We start from the raw sequence: 20,890 nt of genomic DNA, 5'->3' as shown, positions 1-20,890 counted from the left end.
CCATCTCGTCTCACGCTGTTGCCTTGCCAAGCGCGGTAGAGGGATCCACGGCGGCGCTGCTTTGCGGGGAGGCAGGCAATTGGTAGATGACTGCCGTCCCTTCCGTCTTGTCGAGATACTGCATGAGAGCGGTGACGAGGTGGTAGAAGATCGAGGCCGGAACTTCGTTAGCGACGACCCTTCCCTTCTCGTCGATGCGGTCGATCCACATTCCGAGGGGGGCGGGGTCGATATGCCAGCGGAACAGGTGGCCGACGCGCGCCTCGATCTCCGGCTTGAGGTCCGGTCCGCCGGTTCCTTCAAGCGCGATCGCGGCCTTTATAGCCTCGGCCTGCGGCCAACTGCGCGAGATGACGTCGAGCGGCAGGCCGGATCGCGAGACGGCGCCATAGGCCAGCCCGGTCGAGCGGTTGAGGCCGTTGGCGATTGCGGATGCATAGAGTTTCCGGGCAAAGGGGATCAAATCCGTCTGCCTGCTCTTGGAGACGAAATCGACCAGAAGAGATGCCCATTCGAAGTGATGGCCGGGCTCGGTCCACTGGCCCTGCTCGCCGGCGGCCGGCCGCCAGGAATCGTCGAAATATTCTCCGAGCGTCCAGCTTTCGACATCGAAGAAGTGACTGCGGAACAGATCGATGATGCGGGCAGCGCGCCGAAGGTAGCTGCGCTCGCCGGTCGCCGCGTGCCAGGCGAGAAGGGCTTCGAGCAGGTGCATGTGCGGGTTCGTGCGGCGCAGCTCGGTGCCGTCGGAGGTTTCCAGGAATCCAGTCAGCCGTTCGTCCTCCAGATGGGCGTCAAGGAAGGCGAAGGTCTCCTGGCCAAGGCGCAGCGCTTCCGGGTGTCCGGCCTGATGGGCATGAGCAAGCGCCAGGAGCACGCAGGCATGATCATAGGTGTCTTCGCAGCCATCGGCGATGGCGCCGTCTTCCTGGAGCACCCTTGCCCAGCCGCCCCGCTTCGTGCGGCCTTTCTCCATGAATGCGATGCCGTGCGCGATCAGCCGGTCGGCATCGCCGTCCCAACCGCGCAGCTTTGCCACGGAAAAGGCGTAGACCTGACGGGCCATGGTGCGCATGCGCTTCGGCTTGATCAGCGGCGCGCCATCGAAGCTCAGCGCTTCGTGAAATCCGCCATTCCGCTCGTCGACGCCCGCCGTCGACCACAGCGGCAGGGTCTCTTCGAACAGCCAATGGGCGACCCGCTGCCGCCAGGCCCCTGGCAGCAACACGCGGTCGTGCGCCGGCGTGAACTTGGTCTCCAGCCGCCCGCTCTTCTCCAGCTGTTCGACGATGCGTTTGACCTCCTGGCTCTTAGCCACCGGCGCTACGAAGGTCGCGTCGGCCGTCGCCACGATCGCGATATCCTTCAGCCCGATAACCGAGAGCAGGCGGCCCTGGCTGCGCAGGTAGGAGTGCTCGCAGTCGATGGCGACGACGTCGCCGATCGCAACATTGCCGGTCGCATCGGTCGCGCTGACGTCAAGCAGCGACTGCCAGGAGCCGAGGTCGCTCCAGCGGAAGCTTGCCGGCACCATGGCGATGTCGCCGGCATGCTCCATGATCGCGTAGTCGATCGACACCGAAGGAATTGCCGAATAAAGCCCCTGCGGCAGATACGCGCCCGACACCTCGCTCACTGCCGCAGCATGGGCGCGCTCCGCCTTCTCCCAAATCTCCGGCTGAAGCATGCGGAATGCCGCGCGCATGGCGCTCGCGCGAAACAGGAAGATGCCTGCGTTCCAGAAAAAGGTGCCGGCCGCGACATAGGCCTTTGCCGTTTCCAGGTCGGGCTTTTCGACGAAGCGCGCGACATCGCGGACATCGCCCTCCCCAGTCGCCTCGATGTAGCCGTAGCCGGTCTCCGGCTGGCTTGGCTGGATCCCGAAGATGACAAGCCTGCCCGCATCGGCAGCCGGCATTCCTCTTTCCACCGTTTTCCAGAATTGCTCCTCAGTTGAAATTTCGTGGTCCGAAGGCACGACCAGCACCAGCCCGTCACCGTGGGCAGCGATCGTCTCGAGCGCGGCCACCGCCACCGCGGCCGCCGTGTTGCGGGCGACGGGCTCGAAGACGGCGCGACCGCCCGCAAGATCGATGCCGGCCATGTCGGCGCGCACTCGCTCGGCATGGCGTTCGGAGGCGATCAGATGGATCGGCGTATCGCCCGCTGGGCGAGCTTTGAGCCGCCGGATGGTGCCGAGCAGCATCGAGCCATGGCCGGAAAGGTCATGGAATTGCTTGGGATTGTCCTCGCGCGATAGTGGCCAAAGCCGCGAGCCGACGCCGCCGCTCATCACGAAGCAGGAGATCCGTTCCGCCATTCTCTCGTCCCCTTCCCTTGCCCGCCAGCCGGGCGGAATGCCGCACACGTCTTGCCGCTCAGAACGTCTGGTTATAGGGGCCGACCTCCGCATGCTCCCTGAGAACACGGTCGACCGCCGCAAACATGGCCCGCTGCTGTGCTTCCGACACCGGGCTTTCCACCACGACGACAAGCTCCGGCTTGTTGGAGGAGGCCCTCACCAGACCCCAAGTGCCGTCCTCGATCACCACACGAACGCCGTTCACGGTGACCAGGTCGGCGATCCTCTGACCGGCAATCGGCAGACCGTCGCGCTGCATGGTCCTGAAGCGCTCCAGCACGCGCTCGACGACTGCGTATTTCACCTCGTCGCCGCAATGCGGCGACATCGTCGGCGATCCCCACGTCACGGGAAGAGCGCGATAGAGCTCGGCCATGCTGCTGTCGGGATTGCGGTCGAGCATTTCGCAGACAACGATCGCGGTGATCAGCCCGTCGTCATAGCCGCGCCCGAGAGGCGGGTTGAAGAAGAAGTGACCTGATTTTTCGAAACCCGCGATGGCGCCGAGTTCGGCGACCCTGCGCTTGATGTAGGAATGGCCGGTCTTCCAATAGTCGGCGCGAGCACCGTTCGCCTTCAACACCGGATCGGCCGCGAACAGCCCGGTAGACTTCACATCGACCACGAACACCGATTGGGAATGCAAGGCGGACAAATCCCGGGCCAGCATCACCCCGACCTTGTCGGCGAAGATCTCGCGGCCCTCATTGTCGATCACCCCGCAGCGGTCGCCGTCGCCGTCGAAGCCCAGCCCCACATCGGCGCCGCTTTCAAGCACCTTTTCCCGGATGGCATGGAGCATCGCCAGGTCCTCGGGATTGGGATTATAGCGCGGGAAGGAATGGTCGAGCTCGCAGTCGAGCGGGATTACCTCACAGCCGATCCGCTCCAGCACCTGCGGCGCGAAGGCGCCGGCGGTGCCATTTCCGCAAGCCACCACCACTTTCAGCTTCCGGGCGATCCGCTTTCCACGGGTCAGATCGTCGATGTAGCGCTGGCGGAAGTCCGGGACGAATTCATAGGAGCCGCCGCCGGCGAGGTCGAAGTCGGCCTCCAGCACTATCCTTTTCAACTCGGCCATCTCGTCCGGACCGAAAGTCAGCGGCCGGGCCGTGCCCATTTTGACGCCGGTCCAACCGTTCTCGTTGTGCGAGGCGGTCACCATCGCCACCGACGGCACGTCGAGCGCGAATTGCGCGAAATAGGCCATCGGCGACAGCGCCAGGCCGATGTCCCTGACCCGTGCGCCGGCGGCCATCAGCCCACTGACCAAGGCCAGCTTGATGGCAAGCGAATAGGAGCGGAAGTCATGCCCCGTCACAATGTCGGGGCCGGCGCCCGAGCGTCGGATGAAGGTGCCGAGCCCCATGCCCAGAGCCTGCACCCCCATCAGGTTCAGCTCCGGAGCCTTCCCGTCGTCCGGGCGCCCGAACCACCACCGCGCGTCGTACTCCCGAAAGCCTGTCGGCCTGATCAGCGCGCTCGTCTCGAGAGCAAACCGGTCGGATTCGGCCTCACGCGGGGAGCCTGGTTTGAAGGAAGCAAGATCCATCTGCATCATCTCGCATGCCGCTGGCTGTTGAAAACGGGAAGAGCGTCGCCGCGGCAACCACGGCTAACCTGCGGCACGAGGATACTGTTCGCCTGAACGGAAGATCCCCGGCCGAAATGTCGGGATCGGCAACTTCTACGCGTATTACTGACATAAAATCCAATGAATTACTTTGGTCTATCTGTCCAATAGATGCTAAGAGGAAGGTCTACTCTCTCCGATGCAGAAGTAGACTTTTGCTAAACATTTATACAGGCCTAAGCTACTCGAAATTAACAATAACAGATGCTGGACCGCGAATGAAGTATCACATTCTAGTAATCTATGTAGCGATTTAGTATTAACGCGATAGCATTACAGGCCAGCATGTTCGCCCGCCGCGCTTTTGGCAGCGCAAGAGCACACTGTTCCCCGGCTGGCAGTCAATGAAAGGGCGTCAGGGCTTCGGCATCATGCGTCGAGAACCCGGCGAGCGCATACTTGCCATCGGCGAAGGGTAGCGAGCGGCGATGCCGCAGTTCCTCATCGACGACAGATTGGATGCCGGACCTGAACCGCCTCACACTGAATTGCGCTGCATGCGTCCTGATGACATCTGCCCGGAAGGAATCCTCCCTGGCCTCAAAGGAATAGATGGCCTTGATCAACCCTTCGACTGTCTGGTTCTCGAACAGAATGCCTGTCAGTCCTGGCACGACCGTTTCGACCGCGCCGCCGCCGCCGTAGGCGACGACGGGACGGCCGCTCGCCATCGCCTCGACTGGAACGATGCCGAAGTCTTCCTCACCGGGAAAGACAAAGGCACGGCATTTCGCGAGCTTCTCCTTGAGCACGGCGAACGGCGCACGCCCCAGAAAGGTAACGGTCGGACCGGCCATGCGCTTCAGCCTGGCAATGTCCTGCTCCTTGCCGCCGCCGATCACCACCAGGTTCTTGCCCATTTTGGTGAACGCCTCGACGGCGAGGTCGATCCGCTTGTAGGAGACGATCTGCCCGGCGCAGAGATAGAAATCCTCGACCTCGGCCGAAGGCGAGAAGTCCTCGATGCCGACAGGCGGATACACCACGGTGGCAGGTCGGCGGTAATACTTGCCGATGCGGGCCGCCACATGGTGTGAATTGGCGATGAACCGGTCAACGCGAAGGCTGGTGTTGACGTCCCATGTGCGCAACATCGGCGCCAGCACCGGCATCATCATGCGCGACAGGATACCCGCACTCGAGCGGTAGGCGTGATAATGATCCCAAAGATAGCGCATCGGAGAATGGCAATAGCAGATATGGGCGGCATGCGGCGGCGGGATGATACCCTTGGCCGGACCGGATTCGCTTGAGATGATCAGGTCGTAGCCGCTGAGGTCGAGGCTTTCGAGCGCAAACGGCATCAGTGGCAGCAAGGATTGATAGTGGCCGATGGCCCCGGGGACTCGCTGCAGAAAGGATGAAGTCACCTTGTGCTTCTTGATCGTATCGGAAACCTGTGCCTCGTCGTAGACTAAGGTGAAGATATCCGCTTCCGGATAGAGATCACACAACGCCTCGATCACCTTCTCGCCACCGCGCATCGAAACCAGCCAATAATGTACGATTGCGACGCGCATAGCTGTCCCTCGCTTTCAATACCCCAGCTCAGCATGCGTCAGACGGGCATGTCGTTGATAGCGCCAAGAACGGTTCGTGCCCGCATCCGAGCGAACGATGTCCCTGATCGAAAGGGTTAGGTCGGGCTGGGGTCCGGCGCAGCGCTAGGGCATTGGGCAGGTGTCGCCTATACGATAGTTTCCCTGGTTTAGGCAGCTTCCCCAAAAGGGATTAGCCGCGTTTAGGCCGCAGTCAATTTTATCTCGAACGTTTTGAGCCGACAATCAGGGCGGGTTTTGCGTTCGGCCGCTCGGCGGATCGCGACCTTCTGAGAAATTTGCGAGGTCCCATGCGAACTGCCGGTCAGAGCCTGCCGAAGCTGATGCGTACCCTCGGACGCGCATCGACGTTTTGCTCCGCAATCGGTCTGGTGGCCTTCGGCGCCCTTGCGTCGGCCCATGCCGATTCCGCCTTTCGCCTGCAGCCGCAAACGAGAGTTAAGGTGGCGATCGTCGAGTGGATGGCGTCTACCGGCGAATACAAGGAATGGACCGCCCTCAACGGAGAATACAGCGTGTCGCCGTCCGGCACGATCTCCGTGCCCATGGTCGGGGAGATCACCGCCAAGGGCCGCACACCGGCCGAGCTGTCTTCAGCGATTGCCGATCTGCTGAAGCAGCGTACCGGGCTAATGACGGCACCGCAGACGACTGTAGAGGTCATCCGATATCCGATGATCTATGTCACCGGCCTGGTGGATCGCCCGAGCGAACTCGAATACAGGCCGGGCCTGATGGTCATGCAGGCCGTGACCATGGCAGGCGGGAGAGAGCGGCGGACAAACCCGGCCGGCGGATACTCCGACATGGAGCAGATCCGCTACACGGGCGAGCTCAATCGTGTGGAACTGGAGTTGCTTCAATTGGCGGCCCGCCGCGCGCGGCTGCGGGCCGAATTCGGCGAGAGCCCCAAGGTGGAGTTCCCCCCGGTGCTGACAGGCGCCAAGGGCGCCGCGATCCAACAGATGATCCGGGACGAAACCACGCTCTTCGATGCCCGGCGTGAGGCGTTGCGTCGACAGATCGAGTCTCTCAACGAACTCGCCACCCTGCTGAAGAACGAGATCGATGTCCTTGAGGAAAAAAGGGTTTTCAAGGAACGGCAGGTCGTGATCGCCCAGGATGAACTGAAGGGCGTGTCGAAGCTGCTTAGCGACCAGACAGTGACGAAGTCGAGGCAGACCTCGCTTGAACGGATACTTGCCGAACTCCAAAGCGACAACCTCGACCTGCAGATCGCCGCCATGCGTGCCAGGCAGAAGCTCAGCGAAACCGAACGTGATGTGGTCACGCTCCAGGGACAGCGCCGCACCGAGGCGGGACGCGACCTGCAGACGACGGAAGCTTCGATCGAGGATCTGAAGGTCAAACGTAATACCTATCTGCAACTCCTTCAGGTGAACGGCGCCTCGCTCTCGCGCATCGCCAGCCTCAAGACGTTCGATCAGCAACCCCTGGAATACTGGATCACGCGCGCCGGCCAGGACGCACCATTCAGGGTTACGGACTCAACACTGCTCGTGCCCGGCGACGTTCTGGACGTGCGCTCGCCGCTGCCGGAGGCGGTCGACATGCAACTCCTGTCATCCGTCGGAATCGAACAGTCACAATAACCACAAGCGCATGAGCGCCGCACCTTCGATAGGGAAGCACAATGGTCGTGCATGACATCTCGAAAATCGTACTGGACGAGAACTTCGAGGCGCGCCGCGCCGATCGGCAGGAGAATATATCCTTTCGTGACGTGACCGATTTCCTACGCCGGCATACGGCACTCATCGGGTCATTCGGGGCGATCGGGCTTGCACTCGGCGTGTTCTACATCCTAAACACCTCGCCCTCGTACACAGCCACGGCGCGGCTTGTCATCGATCCGGAGCAAGGACGCATCGCCTCACAGGACGCATCAACCGGCACGATCATCATCGAGGCGGCCGAAATCGCCAGCCAGGTGGAGATTGTCAAGTCCGAGGCGATCGCGCGCGCCGTCATCGAGCAACTGAACCTCACGAAAGACCCGGAAATCGTCAGCACCTCCTCCTGGATCTCCTCCATCAAGGAAACGGTGAAATCCGTCTTCACGCTCGGCGCCAAAGATGAAGCCGACAACGTGCCGGACGAGGAGTATCTCATGCGACGCACCATGGCGACGTTCCTGTCGCGCATGACGGTGCGCCGGGTTGGCCAGTCCTACGTGCTCGAAATAGGGTACACTTCGCTTGACCCTCAGAAGGCGGCAAAAACCACCAACGCCATCGCGATGGCTTATATTAAGACAGGCTTGAACGAGCGGGCAGAAGCGGCCCGCAGCGGCGCCCGCTGGCTCGAAAGCCGGCTGATGGAAATTGGCGAACAGGCGCGTGCCGCGGCAATGACCGTCGAAGATTTTCGTGCCATGAACGACATCACGACGATCGGCACGACTTCGACGCTCGAGCAGCAGCAGCTCTCAGAGCTCAGCAGCCAAATGCTAGCAGCGCGGGCAGCGACCGCGGCCGAATCCGCCAAGCTGATGACCTTCCAGGAGGTGATCGCGAGCGGTTCGATAATGGCGGATATCGACGAAGGCGCCGACAACCCGCAACTCCAGAAGCTGCGCGACGAGATGCGCGCCGCAACCAGCAAGCTCGAGAATCTCAAGGCCCGCTACCACGAAGGCAATCCGGCCATCGTCGCCGCCAAGGCCGAGATCGAACGGCTCGAAGCGGCCATGCGCGCCGAGTTCCAGCGGATCGAGCGGCTCTTGCGGTCGCATGTCGACATCGCCCAGACCCGCGAAAAGCTCCTGGAGACGGAGCTTGCCAAACTTACTGCGGCCGGCGCAGGCAAGAACGTTGCCCGCGTGGAACTCTCCGAAATGGAAAGCCGAGCCACGACCTACCGCAACATGTACGAGGGTGTCCTGCAACAACTCATCGGTGCGCTACAGACGCAATCCTTCCCGCTCGGCAAGGCTCGCATCGTGATGGCGGCTACCGCCCCCCTCGGCAAGACCTGGCCGAAACCCTCGACGGTCCTGCCGCTTTCGCTGGCCCTCGGTTTGGGAGCGGGACTGGTGATGGCCCTGATGCGCGATGGTCTCGACCGCCGCGTCAGTTCGAGCGAGCGCCTCCGCGCCGAACTCGGCATCGCATCGCTCGGACACGTTCCGGTCTACCGAGGCGGACCGCGGCCGCAGCAGCCGGCCATTGCGTCCACGATGCTGCCGCTGCGCTCGGTGCTTGACATGCCTTATTCGCGCTTCTCCGAGGCATTGCGCGGTGTCAAGAATTCCATTGATTCCGCCTTCCCGGCCAATGCCACAGCCGTGGTCGGCGTAACGTCTGTCGGCCCCGGGGAAGGCAAGACGACCATCGCTGCCAATCTTGCGCAGCTCTACATGAACGAAGGCACGTCCGTTCTACTGGTCGACGCGGATTTCATCGGCTCCCGTCTCAGCCGCGTCACGAGCGAGGACGGCGCGAACTTCGGCATGGAGAGCCTGCGGCTCATCGGCATATCGGGACAATATTCGAAACGGAGATCGAGCGGCGAGACACCGAACCCCGAGGACTTCGACGGCAAGGCGGTATGCTGCGTGCCGGTGCTGACGGTCGACCAGACCCGCAAGGCTGCGGTCGCGCATCAGCGCTACGGCCACCTGCCGGCGTTGAAGGCTGAGCTCGAACTCTTGCGGCAGCGCTACAAGGTGATCATCGTCGACATGTCCGGCTTCGAGGATTCTGCCGACACGCGGGTGATTTGCACCTATCTCGACGGTATCGTCGTCGTGCTCGGGCAATCCGACAAGATGACGGTCGAGCGTCTTGCCGAAGCACTTTCGACCTTTGGCAAGTCGCGCGTGGCGCTGCTCGGCGTCATCTCGAACCGCAGTGAAGGTCCGCGTCGTGCCAAGATGAAGGATCGGAAGCCATGGCGCCCGAGCAGCACGTGATTCCGTCCGCCGTTCGGCCCGAAAGCACCAAGGCGTCGCCTTCGACAGGCGACTCCACGACCAGGATCGCCATCGGCATCGCCAGCGCCGGGCGACGGGAGGTTCTTTCGGCGGTTCTGCCGCTGATTGCCCGTCAGACGCGCAGGCCAGATGAGGTGATCGTCTGCCTGTGCTCGACGGCCGACATCGACCAGCACAGCATCGACATGCTCGACTGTCCCGGCAAGGTCATCCTGTCACAGCGGGGTCTCTGCCGTCAGCGTAACGCGATCCTGACGGCCGTGACAGCGGACGTCGTGCTCTTTCTCGACGACGATTTCCTGATGGCGCCGGACTACCTCGGGGAACTCGAGCGCCTCTTCGAGGAGAACCCCGGCATCGCGATGTCCACGGGAACCGTGGTCGCCGACGGCATCATCGGACCAGGCATTTCGATCGAGGTCGGGCTCGAGACTATCGACGCGACCAAAGGCAAGCCGCGCCCGGCGGAAAGGCTGGAGCCGGTCTACAACGCCTATGGCTGCAACATGGCCATCCGGATGGCGGCCGTCAGGCGCGGGCAGCTGCGATTTGACGAGAACCTGCCGCTATACGGCTGGCTCGAAGACGTCGACTTCAGTCGGCTGGTTGCGGCCCACGGCAGCATCGTGCGCTCCAACCGCCTGCTCGGTGTTCACCTCGGCACCAAAATATCGCGGACCCCCGGCGTCAAGTTCGGTTATTCGCAGATCGCCAACCCCATTTACCTCGTGCGCAAGAAGACGATGAGTTTGCCAATCGCGGCGGTCCAGGTGGCACGTAACCTGATCGCCAATATCGTCAAGGTCTGGAAGCCGGAGCCCTGGGTCGATCGCAAGGGCCGGCTGCGGGGCAATGCACGCGCCTGTCTCGACCTTTTCTTGGGTCGCCTCGGGCCGCGAAATGTTGAAGGACTGGAGTAGGGTCCATGACCGGCATCGCGCCCGCCCGCATCGTCATCATCAATGACCGCTCCACCAGGGTCGGCGGAGCGACCAATCTCGCGATCCTTTCGGCCGAACTGCTGCGGCGGCGCGGACTTTCGGTCACGTTTTTTGCCGGCGACACCGCGCCGGGGGAGCCGCCCGCGGACGACATGATAAACCTGGGACAGGCTCCGTTGCTCGACCGGACGCGAAGCGACGCTCTGCGCCTGGGCCTCTACAATCCGCGGGCCCACGAGGCGTTGAGCGGACTGATCTCGACCCGCGATACGCCGACGACGATCTATCACGTGCACGGCTGGTCGAAGATCCTGTCGCCAGCCATTTTCCGCGCACTCGCCAAGGTGCGCGAGCGGGTTGTCCTGCATGCCCACGACTATTTCCTCGCCTGCCCCAACGGAGGCTTCGTGAACTACAGGACGCAACGCGTCTGCGAGCTTGAACCGATGTCGCGCCGATGTTTGGCGACGCAGTGCGACAAGCGCGGCCTGCATGAGAAGCTCTGGCGGATGGCGCGTCACCTCTTGCGCGAACATCTCTTTCCCACTCGCAGCGCACCTGCGCACATCGTCATCGTCCATGAGAGAATGCGCGAATACATGCTGCGCGCCGGAATCGGCGACGGGCGCATCTCGACGATCCGCAACCCCGTCTCTCCGCTCGCCGGACCGGGCCTGGCGCCCTGGACGCGCGAGAATTTCGTCTTCATCGGACGGCTGGAGGAAGAGAAGGGGTACAAGGACGCGGCGCGCGCGGCGCACCTCGCCGGTGTGCCGCTGCATTTCATTGGCGACGGCGCAGGCCGCGCCTTCCTCGAGCGGGAATTTCCGCAAGCGAGGGTTCACGGCTGGAAATCCAAGGAGGCGATGCATGATATCGTGTGCGGGGCACGGGCCGTCGTCGTCCCCTCGCGGGTGCCCGAACCCTTTGGCCTGGCTGCGCTTGAGGCCGCCGGCAGTGGATTGCCCGTCATCATCACCAATGCGGCTCTGCTTTCTCAGGAAATCGCGGCGTCCGGCTGTGGCTTGTCCTTCACCCCCGCGAATGTGGACGACCTTGCCGCAGCCATGCGCCGCATCGCATCCGACGACGATCTCGTTCACCGGATGAGCATGACCGGCGTGGCTGTGGCCGGGCAATTGTCACACACGCCCGAAAGTTGGGCCGACGCACTCATCGATCTCTACGAAAGCATTCTGCTGCGCGGCCGATCAGATCCACGGGCACCGGCCACACTGCCGGCCCCTCGCGCGGCAGGCTGGGGGACCCTGCGCGATCAGATCTGGTGATGCTCGCCACCATTGACATCGTGACGGCTAGCACGCCGTCCGTCGACCGGCCGAGCGTCATCCTGATTTTTCCTGCCGTGTACGTCCATTGGACTAGGTGTTGGCCATCATGATCGGATTGTCAATCAAGGTGGCCGCTGGCAGCCTGAAGGACATCGGACGACTTCGAGGAGCGAGAGATATGCTGTCTATTTCCGATGGCGCGGCAAGAGGGGAACGCTCCATTCCGGCGACGGTTGCGGCGCCGCGCGGCGACCGCGGTAAACGCATTTTCGACGTGACGGTTTCCGCTGCCGCGCTCCTGTTCTTCGCGCCGCTGCTGGCAGTCATCGCCGTCGCGCTGCTCGCCGTGGACGGCCGGCCGCTGATCTTCCGTCACGCACGCGTCGGCGCCCAGGGCCGGCTGTTCGATTGCCTCAAGTTTCGATCGATGCGGCGCGATGCCTCGGAACGGCTGACGGAACTGCTCGCGACGGATCCCGAGCGTCGACGGGAGTGGGCCGAGAAACGGAAGCTCAGCAGCGACCCCCGGGTCCACTGGCTTGGGAAGATTCTTCGAATGACCTGCCTCGACGAGCTGCCGCAATTCTACAACGTGCTGCGCGGCGACATGAGCCTCGTCGGACCCCGCCCCATACCTCCGGACGAGACCGAGAAATACGGCAGCAACCTGCACTACTACACATCGTTGAAGCCCGGAATGACGGGAATGTGGCAGGTAAACCGGCGGGCCGACACCACTTACGAGGAACGCGTCCAGTACGACATCAAGTATTGCCAATCCCGGTCGGCCTATCTCGACCTGGTGATCATCGTGAAAACGGTCGGCATCGTCCTGTTTGCAACGAACTATGCGTAATGGGGCGATTCACCAGATGAAGATGACGAGCGCAGCCCAAAAGATGAGGCAAAACGCGATTGCCAGCCAGCGAATGACCAATTGCGCGTTCCATGAAGTTCGGCTGGTCATGATGTCCATTCCGCCAAATGGTGCCTGCCTCGACATCTGCGGCGAGCCCTTCGTTCCTGCCGGGGGGCAAAATGTCCGCGGAGAGACGATCGCCTCCGCCTGCCCATCCATTCACAGGCGCAAGTCCCGGTTGCCCTACTCGTCATCCTGCGACCGACGGCAAATCGACCCACGCCTCTATGTCATAGGACACCCGTCATGTGGTGATATTTCGGCAACAGAGTGGTGTTTTCCAGTCCGTCGTGGCACACGTCCCGCGGCTCCCAACCGCGAGCGGGCGATGCCAGTCGGCAGGCCGGACGACCGGACGATCCGCGAGCGATGATGCGGCGCCATCTTTCCATCGCCGCCGTACACCTCGGAAACCTGTCCGCCGGTCTGCGGCGACTGGTCAGCCTTCCAGCCCTGGTCGGGGATGGCTTCATGGCCCTCTCCGCCAAAGTGGTCTCCCAGGCGGTTCAACTCGCTATTTTCATCGTCGCCGCGCATGTCCTGGAGGCTGCCGAGTTCGGATTCTTCGCTTTCAGTTCATCCTTCGCCATTTTCGTCCTCGTCATGGCCGAGGGCGGGTGGGGAGAATTTGTCATGAAGGCGGGAGCGGACAAGGTCGATCTAGACCAGCTCGCGACCATGTCGATCCTGTCGGGCGCGATCGCGACACTGCTCGGCCTGCTTGCAGCGCTGGCGGCCGTCTCGTGGTTCGCAGACGGCTGGTCGGCCGTCCTGATCCTCCTGTTCAGCGCCTGGTACTTGCCGGCGTCGCTCTCCACGGTCTACGACGGCATCCTCATCTCGCGCGGGCAATTGCGTGGCCAGTCCCTGATCCGCATCGCCGGCGAAGCCGTCGGACTTGTCGTTGCGATCGGCGGGCTGTGGATAGGCCAAGGCATCGCGGCCCTCATCTGCGGTCGGCTGGCGCAGCAGATAACCTTCCTTGGTGCATCGATGGTGCTCGTGCGCTGGCTTCCCTCCCTGCGCCTTTGCCGCGACTTCGCGCTCGAAGTGCTCGAGTTTTCCCGTCATATCGTCGCCAACCGCCTCGTCGTGTTCTTCCGCTCCTATGCGGGCACGCTGGTGGTCGGCAGCGTTTTGGGTCTTGCGGAGGCCGGTTACTATCGCGCCGCCGAGCGGATCGTCGCCGCGTTTTCCGAATTGATGGGCGAGCCGGCGCGCATGCTGGCCTGGATCGTCTTCGGCCGCGCCGGCGGCCAGGCCAAGGGTGAGCGCGACCGAGCCGCGATCGGTTCCACGGCAACCACGTTCATGACCGTGCTCATGGCAGTCTCCGCTCCGGTCTATCTCGGCCTCGCGCTGGTGTCGGGTGGACTGATCGACGTCCTGCTCGGCGAGAAGTGGGCGCCCGCCGCCATTCTCGTCGCCATTCTGGCAGCCAAGCAGACCCTGCTCATTCCCGGATACGTGACCGAGCCGCTGCTTTCGCTGAGCGGCACCATTCACAAGATGCCACGGGCCATAATGCTGAACGGGGCGATCTCCGTCGGTCTCATCGTGCTGCTGACCCCGTTCGGCGCGATCGCCACCGCGCTCGGACAGTGCCTTGCGGCCGTCATCTCATTCAACATCTCGATGCGCCTTCAAACCCAACAGGGCGGCCTCGTCTGGAGCCGTGTGCTCGGCAATTGCGGCCTGGTGGCCATCGCTGTCGTGGCGATGGCGGCAACCGTGCTGCTCCTTGGCAGGATTGCCGAGGTGTCGGCACTGAGGCAGATCTCGACGGTCGCTCTCCAGGTCGTCTCCGGCGCCTGCATCTATGTAGCAACGCTGGCCCTCCTGCAGCGGTGGGGCGGCGCGCTGAAGCCTATTTTCGCTTTCGGGCGGCATTGACGACTGATCCAGTGACGCCTGCCACGGGGGAACCACAGATGCTGGGCAACGATATCAGGAACACGGCCTATCCACTGTTGCGCCGCGCGGTTCGCAGCCTCAACCAGTCGCTCACGCCGCTGCGCGCTGCCGGCGGACGACTGCGTTATCTTTCTCCCTTCCCGCAGCGATTCACCGGCGCTTATGCCACGTTCGAGGAGGCGCTTGCCACCGCGCGGTCGAACGGTCTCGCCGGCTACGATCACGAGGAAATCGCCGAAGTCGCGTTCGAGCAGATGTGCAAGGTGGCACCCTGGGACTATCCGGTGCTGTTCTGGATGCACCAGATCGCCGGCGAGGTTAACGGGCTCGTCGATGCCGGCGGCCACATGGGCACGAAGTACCGGGCGTTCCGCAATCTCATGCAATTCGACGACACGTTCCGATGGGTCGTCTACGATCTGCCGTCGATCGTCCAGGCGGGCCGGCGCAGGGCCGAGCGAGAAAATCTCCCCGCGTTGCACTTCGTGGAGTGCATCGCGGATGCCGGGCCGGTTGAGCTCTTCCTAGGCTCCGGTCTACTGCAATACCTCGACGTCCCGTTGTCTCGGCTCCTCAACGAACTCCCTGTCCCCCCACGACATCTGATTTTGAACAAGGTGGCGCTACGAAAGGGAGGAGCAGTGGTCACGCTTGAGCGCATTGGACGCGCGACCGTTCCCTACCAGATGCGCGATGAAGGCGCGCTGCGCCAGGACATCGAACACCTCGGCTACACGCTCGTCGATCGCTGGACAATCCCCTCGCTCGCCCACGTGATCGAGACGCATCCGGAACTGGGCGCAAGCGAGAGCGCCGGCTTCTACTACCGGCTCGGATAACAGCATTACCCCGGCGTGCCGTTTGCGCCGCCGGGCGTCACCTCCCGGTTGCGGCGACCTGCCGCCGCAATTCCACGACGGAGCGGCGTTCGTTGCGGGCCTTCAGGTGATCGGCAAGCCGGATCGCCAGTGCAAGGGCCATCAAGGTCGGGTTGGCGTGGCCCGGCGTCGGAAAGACCGAACTGCCGGCGATGAACAGGCCGTCGACGCCATGGACCATGGCATCGGGGTCGACGACGCTGACTGATGGATCGGTGCCCATGCGCGTCGTGCAGGAGGGATGCGCCATGTCGGTGAAAACCGCCTTGCCGTCGTCGTTCTCGGCAATCCAGGCGGCCAAACGGAGCGCCGGCAGGCCGTTGCGGACGAACTGCGAGGACAGGGCGTGCGCCAGCCGCTTTATGCTCTCGACCTCCGCCTCGCCGATTTTCCAGTTCACGCGCGGCAACGGCGTCCCGAACAGATCCCGCTGCTCCGAGAGAGTTACGCGGCTGTCCGCATCGAGCCTCTGCTCGGCCATCACGTCGAAGCGAAGCTCGTCGGAACGGTGCAGCATTCCGCGCTTTTGGACGAGGCGGCGGAAAGCGCCCTGGGCCAGCAGGCCGGGCGATCGGAGAGCCGTCGCGAGATCGCCGAAAAGCCGCGTGCTGCCGCCCTGCATCAACCGTTTCACCGCTGCCCAGGGATCGCCGGCGGCATGGACCTGCACCGGATAGGCCGCACAGTTCACCAGCCCGTCGCGCCGCTGCACATGAGGACTGAGACGCATGCCGTGGAGATAGAAATGCGGCCGCCCCTGATGTGACAGGCCGTAGAAATTGAAGTGCCCGGCCAGCTTGTCGATATCAGGACCGACGAAGCGCGCGATCGCTGCGCGAGGATGGTCGGCGAGATAGCGACCGACCACGTCTCTGGAATTGCCGACGCCCGATTTCATCACCGCGTTGGAGGCGAGCAGCAAGCGGGCGTTCTCGATGCCGCCTGCGCAAAGCACCACGGTCGCCGCCTGCACGGTCGCGTGGACGCCCTCGACAGCGCGTATATCGAGCGAGATCACCCGTCGGGCGTCTCGGTCGAGATTGATGGCCGTCACCGTGGCGCGCGACAGCACGTCGACATTCGGCGCATCGAGATCCCGCGCCATTCGGCCAAATCGCATCGGCTCACCGCGTCGGTCGCGTTCATGGCTGAACTGCCAGAAAAAGGGCCGAAGGAGATCGGCGTCGAAATCGAAGCCGCGCGGCGGCGTCCGCAGCAGGCGATACAGGCTCTCGTCATAGACATTCGGACCAAGGTTGAGCAGGTCGGCGGCCTTGGCCAACGCGGGCGACAGGTTCTCGCGCGTCATCGGCCAGCCGGACACCGGCAGCCACGGCCGGCGCTCGAAGTCGATCTCGTCGAAACTCGCGCACTTGCCGATCCAGGTATGCGAACTGCCCCCGAGCGTGCGATTGCGCAACTCGAAGGGAGCCACATCATTCAACCAGGCGAGCCCGCCGTTATAGCCGCGGCCAAGTGGTTCGGCGCCGGCGCGGGCGATCGGCTCCCCCACATTTTCGACAGCGTTCAGAACTTGATGCTCCTGGCAGAAATCGGGGCCGCCGCTTTCGATCAGCAGGACACGACAGCGGCTCTTGGACAACTCGCGAGCAATCGTGATGCCCACCGGGCCGCCGCCGATGAGAGCGATGTCCGCCCGAAAGTTGGTTCCCGACGGGAAGGTGCGGAGATCGTGGATCGACATGCGCCTCTCCTGCGCGTTGGATTCCGGTGGTACCAGAAGCACTCTCGGGCCGAAATCCGCCAATATGGATAGGAGTTTAGGTGCACTACTGATTTCGGATAGGCGGGGCCTGCACACTTTGAGCAGGCCATGACCGTATGTCCATTTTGAAACGCGGCGAGCACGCGACTAACCTTACACTGCGCCGGTATGCGGCAGCGGTCCCTCTTGCCTGGAACGCCGGTGGTCGGCGACGACGGGACCGGCGCGGATCGGAGAACAAGCGATGACTCGCGTAGGATTGAGGGAATGGCTGGCACTTGCGCCTGTCTTCGCGTCGGGAAAGCTGGCGCGATTCAGCGGCGACGGCACGGGTCCGCTGACGCGGTTCGAAGCTAACTTTTCGGAGAAATTCGGCGTCAAGCACACGCTAACTGTCAGCAGTGGAACGGGCGCGCTCATCGCCGCGCTCGCGGCCTGCGGCGTGGGCCCCGGCGACGAGGTGCTCGTTCCGGCCTATACCTGGATTGCGACAGCCGCAGCGGCGATCGCCGTGGGCGCGGTTCCGGTCATTGTCGATATCGACGAAACCCTGACGATGGATCCGGCGGACATTCTTCGCAAGCTCACCCCGCAGACCAGGGCGATAGTTCCTGTGCATATGGCGAACATGGTTTGCAACATGAGCGCGATCCTGGCGATCGCGCGAAAGCACGATCTCATCGTAGTTGAGGATGCCTGCCAGGCGGTGGGGCTCACATACAGGGGCGTGCGTGTGGGAACGATCGGTCATGCAGGCGCCTACAGTTTCAATCAGTTCAAGAACATCAACATCGGCGAGGGAGGCGCGATCGTTACAAATGACGACCGTCTCTTCGCTCGCGCACGCATGTATCACGATATCGGAGCGCTGTTCCGCGGCCATCTCGACAATTACAACGAACCATCGATGGTCGGTGTAAATCTCAAGGCCAGTCAGATACAGGGCGCCATGCTCAACGTCCAACTGAAGAAGCTCGATCCGATGATCCGGCGGATGCGGGTGCGTTACGATGCGATGGCGGAGATTCTCGACAGCGCGGGGTTCACGCTGGGCCCGCACAATGACCAGGAAAGCGCGGCCGGGCTGCACCTCCTCTTCGACACTGCCAAGGAAGCAGAAAGCTTTGCCGCAGAGAACAAGCGGGGCGTCTACCGTCTCTTCGATTCCAGCCGGCACGTCTATACCAACTGGCTGCCGATCATCGAGCAACGCACCGCCAATCCCAGAATGAACCCCTATTCATGGGCTGCGCGGAGGATCGAATATGCGCCCGACAGCTGCTCGAGGTCGCTCGACATTCTCAAGCGGACCTGCCGAGTGAGTCTTGGCGAAAACTACCCCTTGGCGCTGATGACCTATCTCGCCAGACGCATGCGGCGCCAGCGCGAGGCATCGAAGGGGGGATTGGCCTATGCGACGTAGTCTCGAGCGCATCGGCCCGAACACCATCGACATATGGCAGTGGAGCATCGCGGCCGAGGCGGCGCAAGCCGAGGCACATCTTCCGCTGCTCAGCGCCGCCGATCGTGCCCGCGCGTCACGGTTCATCCACGCCCGGGACCGGCATCGCTTCATCGTCGGCCGTGCGGGGCTGCGTCTGGTGCTCAGCCGCTACCTTCATATTCCGCCAGCACGCATCGGGCTCGCCTACAATGTCTTCGGCAAGCCGCGCATCGCCGCGGCGATGATCCCGGAGTTGCACTTCAATCTAAGCCACAGTGCCGATGTCGCCATGCTCGCGGTGTCGGATCACTATCCCGTCGGCCTCGACATCGAAGAAATCAAACCGCTGAAGGAAGATGTCGCCACCCATTTCTTCTCGCCTCGCGAATGCGCCGAACTGGCCGCCTTGCCGGAGCAAGATTATCTCGCGGCCTTTTATCGCTGCTGGACACGCAAGGAGGCTTTCGTGAAGGCGCACGGCGCGGGCCTCTCCCTGCCGCTCGACACTTTCGACGTGACGATCAGCGCTACCGAGCCGCCACGACTCAAGCGGCTGGACGGCGACGTGGACGCACCATCGAACTGGAGCCTGCTGGAACTGATGGCGCCGGAGAACTTTCACGGCGCCGTGGCGGCCCTGACGATCGGCAATGCCGTGCGCCTGCGCTATCGCAGGGAGGACGTCTTCCGGATCAAGACATCAATCGCGCATCCAGGACATAGCGATCTCCAGCAGCATCGAAATGGTGGCAGCCGACCAATCCAGGCTTGAAGTCGGGCTCGATCGTGCGCACGCATTTCTCCCTGTAGGTGTCGAGATCCAGTTGCTCGATTTCCATGATATTCAGCCCGTAGCCATAGATGCCGTGCGCATTGCGCTGCGAGGGGCGGAACACACGATCGTCGCGCGCGAAGATCCGCCCGGCGTTCCGGGCGAAGGTGCTGCCGATCACCACCGGATTGCGCCGGTGCGGAGTGATGCGCGATAGGGCCGGCCCGTCGACTTCGAATATGTGCAACTCGCTGCAGTGATCTTCGAAGGCGTGGTATTCCGACAAGTTGGTGAAGAGCCACCAGCGATCGGCGTGGCGGGTCAGCACGCTGTCGGCGGCCGACATGCCGTTGAGCGCGGTCGAATGAAGCTCCCATTTCAACGGAAACTCCACGCAGCGCCAGATCTCGATCCGCTTCGACTGATGCGTTTCCGGCATCATGAAGATATCTTCGCCATCGCGAAAGACGAAGGGATATGAAAGGTGATAGTGGCAATCGAGAGCAATGCCGATAGGCTGCAAACGGTCGCCGTCGAGCCGTCCCACGGCGATATGCGCCTTGCGGTCGCCATCGGCATAGGCTTCGTAGAACAGGTAGCAGGCGCCCTCGTGTTCGAGCAGGAAAGGATCGGCCCTGATGTTGTCGCGGGTGGGGGGAATTTCGACCGAGCCGCACGGCTCAAAGTTGTCGATCCCGCCGCTTCCGGTGTAAAGCGTCCAGACCGCCGATCCGGATCCCGTCTTCTTCTTGAGCGCCTTGAACGCACGCCCGGCAAGTTGTTTGGTGAGGCCGGCCACGTATTTGGCGAGTTCCCCGGTCGTCGGCGGCGCCGCATCGGGTGGTGAGTGCGACGTCGACGGCAGCTCGGCCGAATCCGCCAGGCGCGACAGTTCGCGCATCAGCAGGGTGGCCGCGCGCTCCTTGACGAAATTGATGTTCCGGAGCGCACTGAACTTGATGTTGAAGGACGAGGCGGCGATGTCGCCCACGCTGGAGCCAGACCGGACATAGAGGGAGAGATCAACGCAAGGCGCATTGCGGGCAACCTCACGATAGCTGAACCATTCGCAGCCCCTCGCCTTCTGGTCCGAAAACGAAAACGCCCATTCGCCGTAGCGCAAGTGCCCGACGGCATCGTCGGGCATTCCGTTCGGAGACATGCGGATGACGAGGTCAAGCCCGAGTTCGGCGATTTGCGCCTGTACGGCACCCGGCGTCGACTGTGCAAGTGGCACGATGCGCTGCTTGCGCGCCTCGAAATTGCAGGGGCTGTACGGCGCCTGCCTTCCCAGCGTCTTCTCCTCGAAGCCATAGGCCAACTTCAGGAGTGCCGAGGGAGCGGTCCGGAATCCCCGGGGCCTGTCGATCAAGATCGCGGTCAGGGCATAGCGGCGGTCCGCTATGATGCGGTCGAAGACCATAAGTTGCCAGTTCTCGAAGTCTACGGCATCCGCGAGGATTCCAATGCGCAGCGGGCGGCTCAGATCGCGCAT

At 62.9% G+C, this 20,890-nt stretch carries 14 protein-coding genes; 9 read left to right on the top strand and 5 right to left on the bottom strand.

What is annotated here, in order from left to right; translation table 11 throughout:
* Nucleotides 1-10: 10 nt before the first annotated feature.
* From CO664_RS12015 to CO664_RS12005, 3 genes are all read right to left on the bottom strand, one after another.
* Nucleotides 11-2,320 carry an AGE family epimerase/isomerase gene (locus CO664_RS12015; protein ID WP_097538877.1) on the bottom strand — a complete coding sequence of 770 codons (2,310 nt, stop codon included), beginning with the start codon at nt 2,318-2,320 and terminating at the stop codon, nt 11-13.
* Nucleotides 2,321-2,378: 58 nt separating this feature from the next.
* Nucleotides 2,379-3,923, bottom strand: coding sequence for a phosphomannomutase/phosphoglucomutase (locus CO664_RS12010; RefSeq protein WP_097538876.1), 1,545 nt, complete (start codon nt 3,921-3,923; stop codon nt 2,379-2,381).
* Nucleotides 3,924-4,336: 413 nt separating this feature from the next.
* A complete protein-coding gene (locus CO664_RS12005; RefSeq protein WP_083853960.1) occupies nt 4,337-5,515 on the bottom strand; it encodes a glycosyltransferase in 1,179 nt (392 codons plus the stop codon).
* 329 nt (nt 5,516-5,844) lie between these two features.
* Here CO664_RS12005 and CO664_RS12000 point away from each other — a divergent pair, with 329 nt between their 5' ends.
* The 7 genes from CO664_RS12000 (at nt 5,845) to CO664_RS11965 (ending at nt 15,414) form a co-directional block, all read left to right on the top strand.
* Nucleotides 5,845-7,167, top strand: coding sequence for a polysaccharide biosynthesis/export family protein (locus tag CO664_RS12000; RefSeq protein ID WP_097538875.1), 1,323 nt, complete (start codon nt 5,845-5,847; stop codon nt 7,165-7,167).
* Between the two features lie 41 nt (nt 7,168-7,208).
* Complete coding sequence (locus tag CO664_RS11995; RefSeq protein WP_097538874.1) at nt 7,209-9,488, top strand: exopolysaccharide transport family protein; 2,280 nt, start codon at nt 7,209-7,211, stop codon at nt 9,486-9,488.
* Nucleotides 9,467-10,429, top strand: a complete 963-nt coding sequence (locus CO664_RS11990) for a glycosyltransferase family 2 protein (RefSeq protein WP_097538873.1) — start codon at nt 9,467-9,469, stop codon at nt 10,427-10,429. The genes CO664_RS11995 and CO664_RS11990 overlap by 22 nt, the downstream gene beginning before the upstream one ends.
* Before the next feature lie 5 nt (nt 10,430-10,434).
* Nucleotides 10,435-11,739, top strand: a complete 1,305-nt coding sequence (locus tag CO664_RS11985; RefSeq protein ID WP_234820236.1) for a glycosyltransferase family 4 protein — start codon at nt 10,435-10,437, stop codon at nt 11,737-11,739.
* Nucleotides 11,740-11,920: 181 nt separating this feature from the next.
* Nucleotides 11,921-12,598 carry a sugar transferase gene (locus CO664_RS11980; RefSeq protein WP_037417248.1) on the top strand — a complete coding sequence of 226 codons (678 nt, stop codon included), beginning with the start codon at nt 11,921-11,923 and terminating at the stop codon, nt 12,596-12,598.
* A gap of 435 nt (nt 12,599-13,033) precedes the next feature.
* Complete coding sequence (locus CO664_RS11970) at nt 13,034-14,554, top strand: oligosaccharide flippase family protein (RefSeq protein WP_037417336.1); 1,521 nt, start codon at nt 13,034-13,036, stop codon at nt 14,552-14,554.
* 38 nt (nt 14,555-14,592) lie between these two features.
* On the top strand, nt 14,593-15,414 hold the full coding sequence (locus CO664_RS11965; RefSeq protein WP_037417245.1) for a methyltransferase, TIGR04325 family: 822 nt from the start codon (nt 14,593-14,595) through the stop codon (nt 15,412-15,414).
* A gap of 37 nt (nt 15,415-15,451) precedes the next feature.
* Here the strand turns inward: CO664_RS11965 and CO664_RS11960 are convergent, their stop codons facing one another.
* The gene (locus CO664_RS11960) at nt 15,452-17,158 is read right to left on the bottom strand and encodes a GMC family oxidoreductase (RefSeq protein ID WP_097538872.1); all 1,707 of its coding nucleotides are present in this window, start codon (nt 17,156-17,158) and stop codon (nt 15,452-15,454) included.
* Between the two features lie 265 nt (nt 17,159-17,423).
* Between CO664_RS11960 and CO664_RS11955 the strand changes: the two genes are divergently transcribed.
* Together CO664_RS11955 and CO664_RS11950 are read left to right on the top strand one after the other, a co-directional pair.
* Nucleotides 17,424-18,602 (top strand): aminotransferase class I/II-fold pyridoxal phosphate-dependent enzyme, encoded by a 1,179-nt coding sequence (locus tag CO664_RS11955; protein ID WP_097538871.1) that lies wholly within the window; start codon nt 17,424-17,426, stop codon nt 18,600-18,602.
* Entirely contained in the window at nt 18,592-19,395 is an 804-nt protein-coding gene (locus tag CO664_RS11950) for a 4'-phosphopantetheinyl transferase superfamily protein (RefSeq protein ID WP_097538870.1), read from the top strand. Before CO664_RS11955 ends, CO664_RS11950 begins: the two co-directional genes overlap by 11 nt.
* On the opposite strand, the gene CO664_RS11945 is transcribed toward CO664_RS11950, so the two are convergent.
* The gene (locus tag CO664_RS11945; RefSeq protein ID WP_050988222.1) at nt 19,316-20,890 is read right to left on the bottom strand and encodes a hypothetical protein; all 1,575 of its coding nucleotides are present in this window, start codon (nt 20,888-20,890) and stop codon (nt 19,316-19,318) included. The two genes, CO664_RS11950 and CO664_RS11945, sit on opposite strands and share 80 nt — an antisense overlap.

Origin of the sequence: Sinorhizobium sp. NG07B, from assembly GCF_002532005.1 — a bacterium.
GTDB lineage: Bacteria > Pseudomonadota > Alphaproteobacteria > Rhizobiales > Rhizobiaceae > Sinorhizobium > Sinorhizobium fredii_C.
The sequence above is the reverse complement of the archived record's forward strand: the minus strand, read 5'-3'. Positions and strand labels throughout refer to the sequence as shown.

What these genes read in the sequence shown, in the direction of transcription:
- CO664_RS12015 (WP_097538877.1), bottom strand. Translation starts at nt 2,320, where the DNA reads ATGGCGGAACGGATCTCCTGCTTCGTGATGAGCGGCGGCGTCGGCTCG.
- CO664_RS12010 (WP_097538876.1), bottom strand. Translation starts at nt 3,923, where the DNA reads ATGATGCAGATGGATCTTGCTTCCTTCAAACCAGGCTCCCCGCGTGAG.
- CO664_RS12005 (WP_083853960.1), bottom strand. Translation starts at nt 5,515, where the DNA reads ATGCGCGTCGCAATCGTACATTATTGGCTGGTTTCGATGCGCGGTGGC.
- CO664_RS12000 (WP_097538875.1), top strand. Translation starts at nt 5,845, where the DNA reads ATGCGAACTGCCGGTCAGAGCCTGCCGAAGCTGATGCGTACCCTCGGA.
- CO664_RS11995 (WP_097538874.1), top strand. Translation starts at nt 7,209, where the DNA reads ATGGTCGTGCATGACATCTCGAAAATCGTACTGGACGAGAACTTCGAG.
- CO664_RS11990 (WP_097538873.1), top strand. Translation starts at nt 9,467, where the DNA reads ATGGCGCCCGAGCAGCACGTGATTCCGTCCGCCGTTCGGCCCGAAAGC.
- CO664_RS11985 (WP_234820236.1), top strand. Translation starts at nt 10,435, where the DNA reads ATGACCGGCATCGCGCCCGCCCGCATCGTCATCATCAATGACCGCTCC.
- CO664_RS11980 (WP_037417248.1), top strand. Translation starts at nt 11,921, where the DNA reads ATGCTGTCTATTTCCGATGGCGCGGCAAGAGGGGAACGCTCCATTCCG.
- CO664_RS11970 (WP_037417336.1), top strand. Translation starts at nt 13,034, where the DNA reads ATGCGGCGCCATCTTTCCATCGCCGCCGTACACCTCGGAAACCTGTCC.
- CO664_RS11965 (WP_037417245.1), top strand. Translation starts at nt 14,593, where the DNA reads ATGCTGGGCAACGATATCAGGAACACGGCCTATCCACTGTTGCGCCGC.
- CO664_RS11960 (WP_097538872.1), bottom strand. Translation starts at nt 17,158, where the DNA reads ATGTCGATCCACGATCTCCGCACCTTCCCGTCGGGAACCAACTTTCGG.
- CO664_RS11955 (WP_097538871.1), top strand. Translation starts at nt 17,424, where the DNA reads ATGACTCGCGTAGGATTGAGGGAATGGCTGGCACTTGCGCCTGTCTTC.
- CO664_RS11950 (WP_097538870.1), top strand. Translation starts at nt 18,592, where the DNA reads ATGCGACGTAGTCTCGAGCGCATCGGCCCGAACACCATCGACATATGG.
- CO664_RS11945 (WP_050988222.1), bottom strand. Translation starts at nt 20,890, where the DNA reads ATGCGCGATCTGAGCCGCCCGCTGCGCATTGGAATCCTCGCGGATGCC.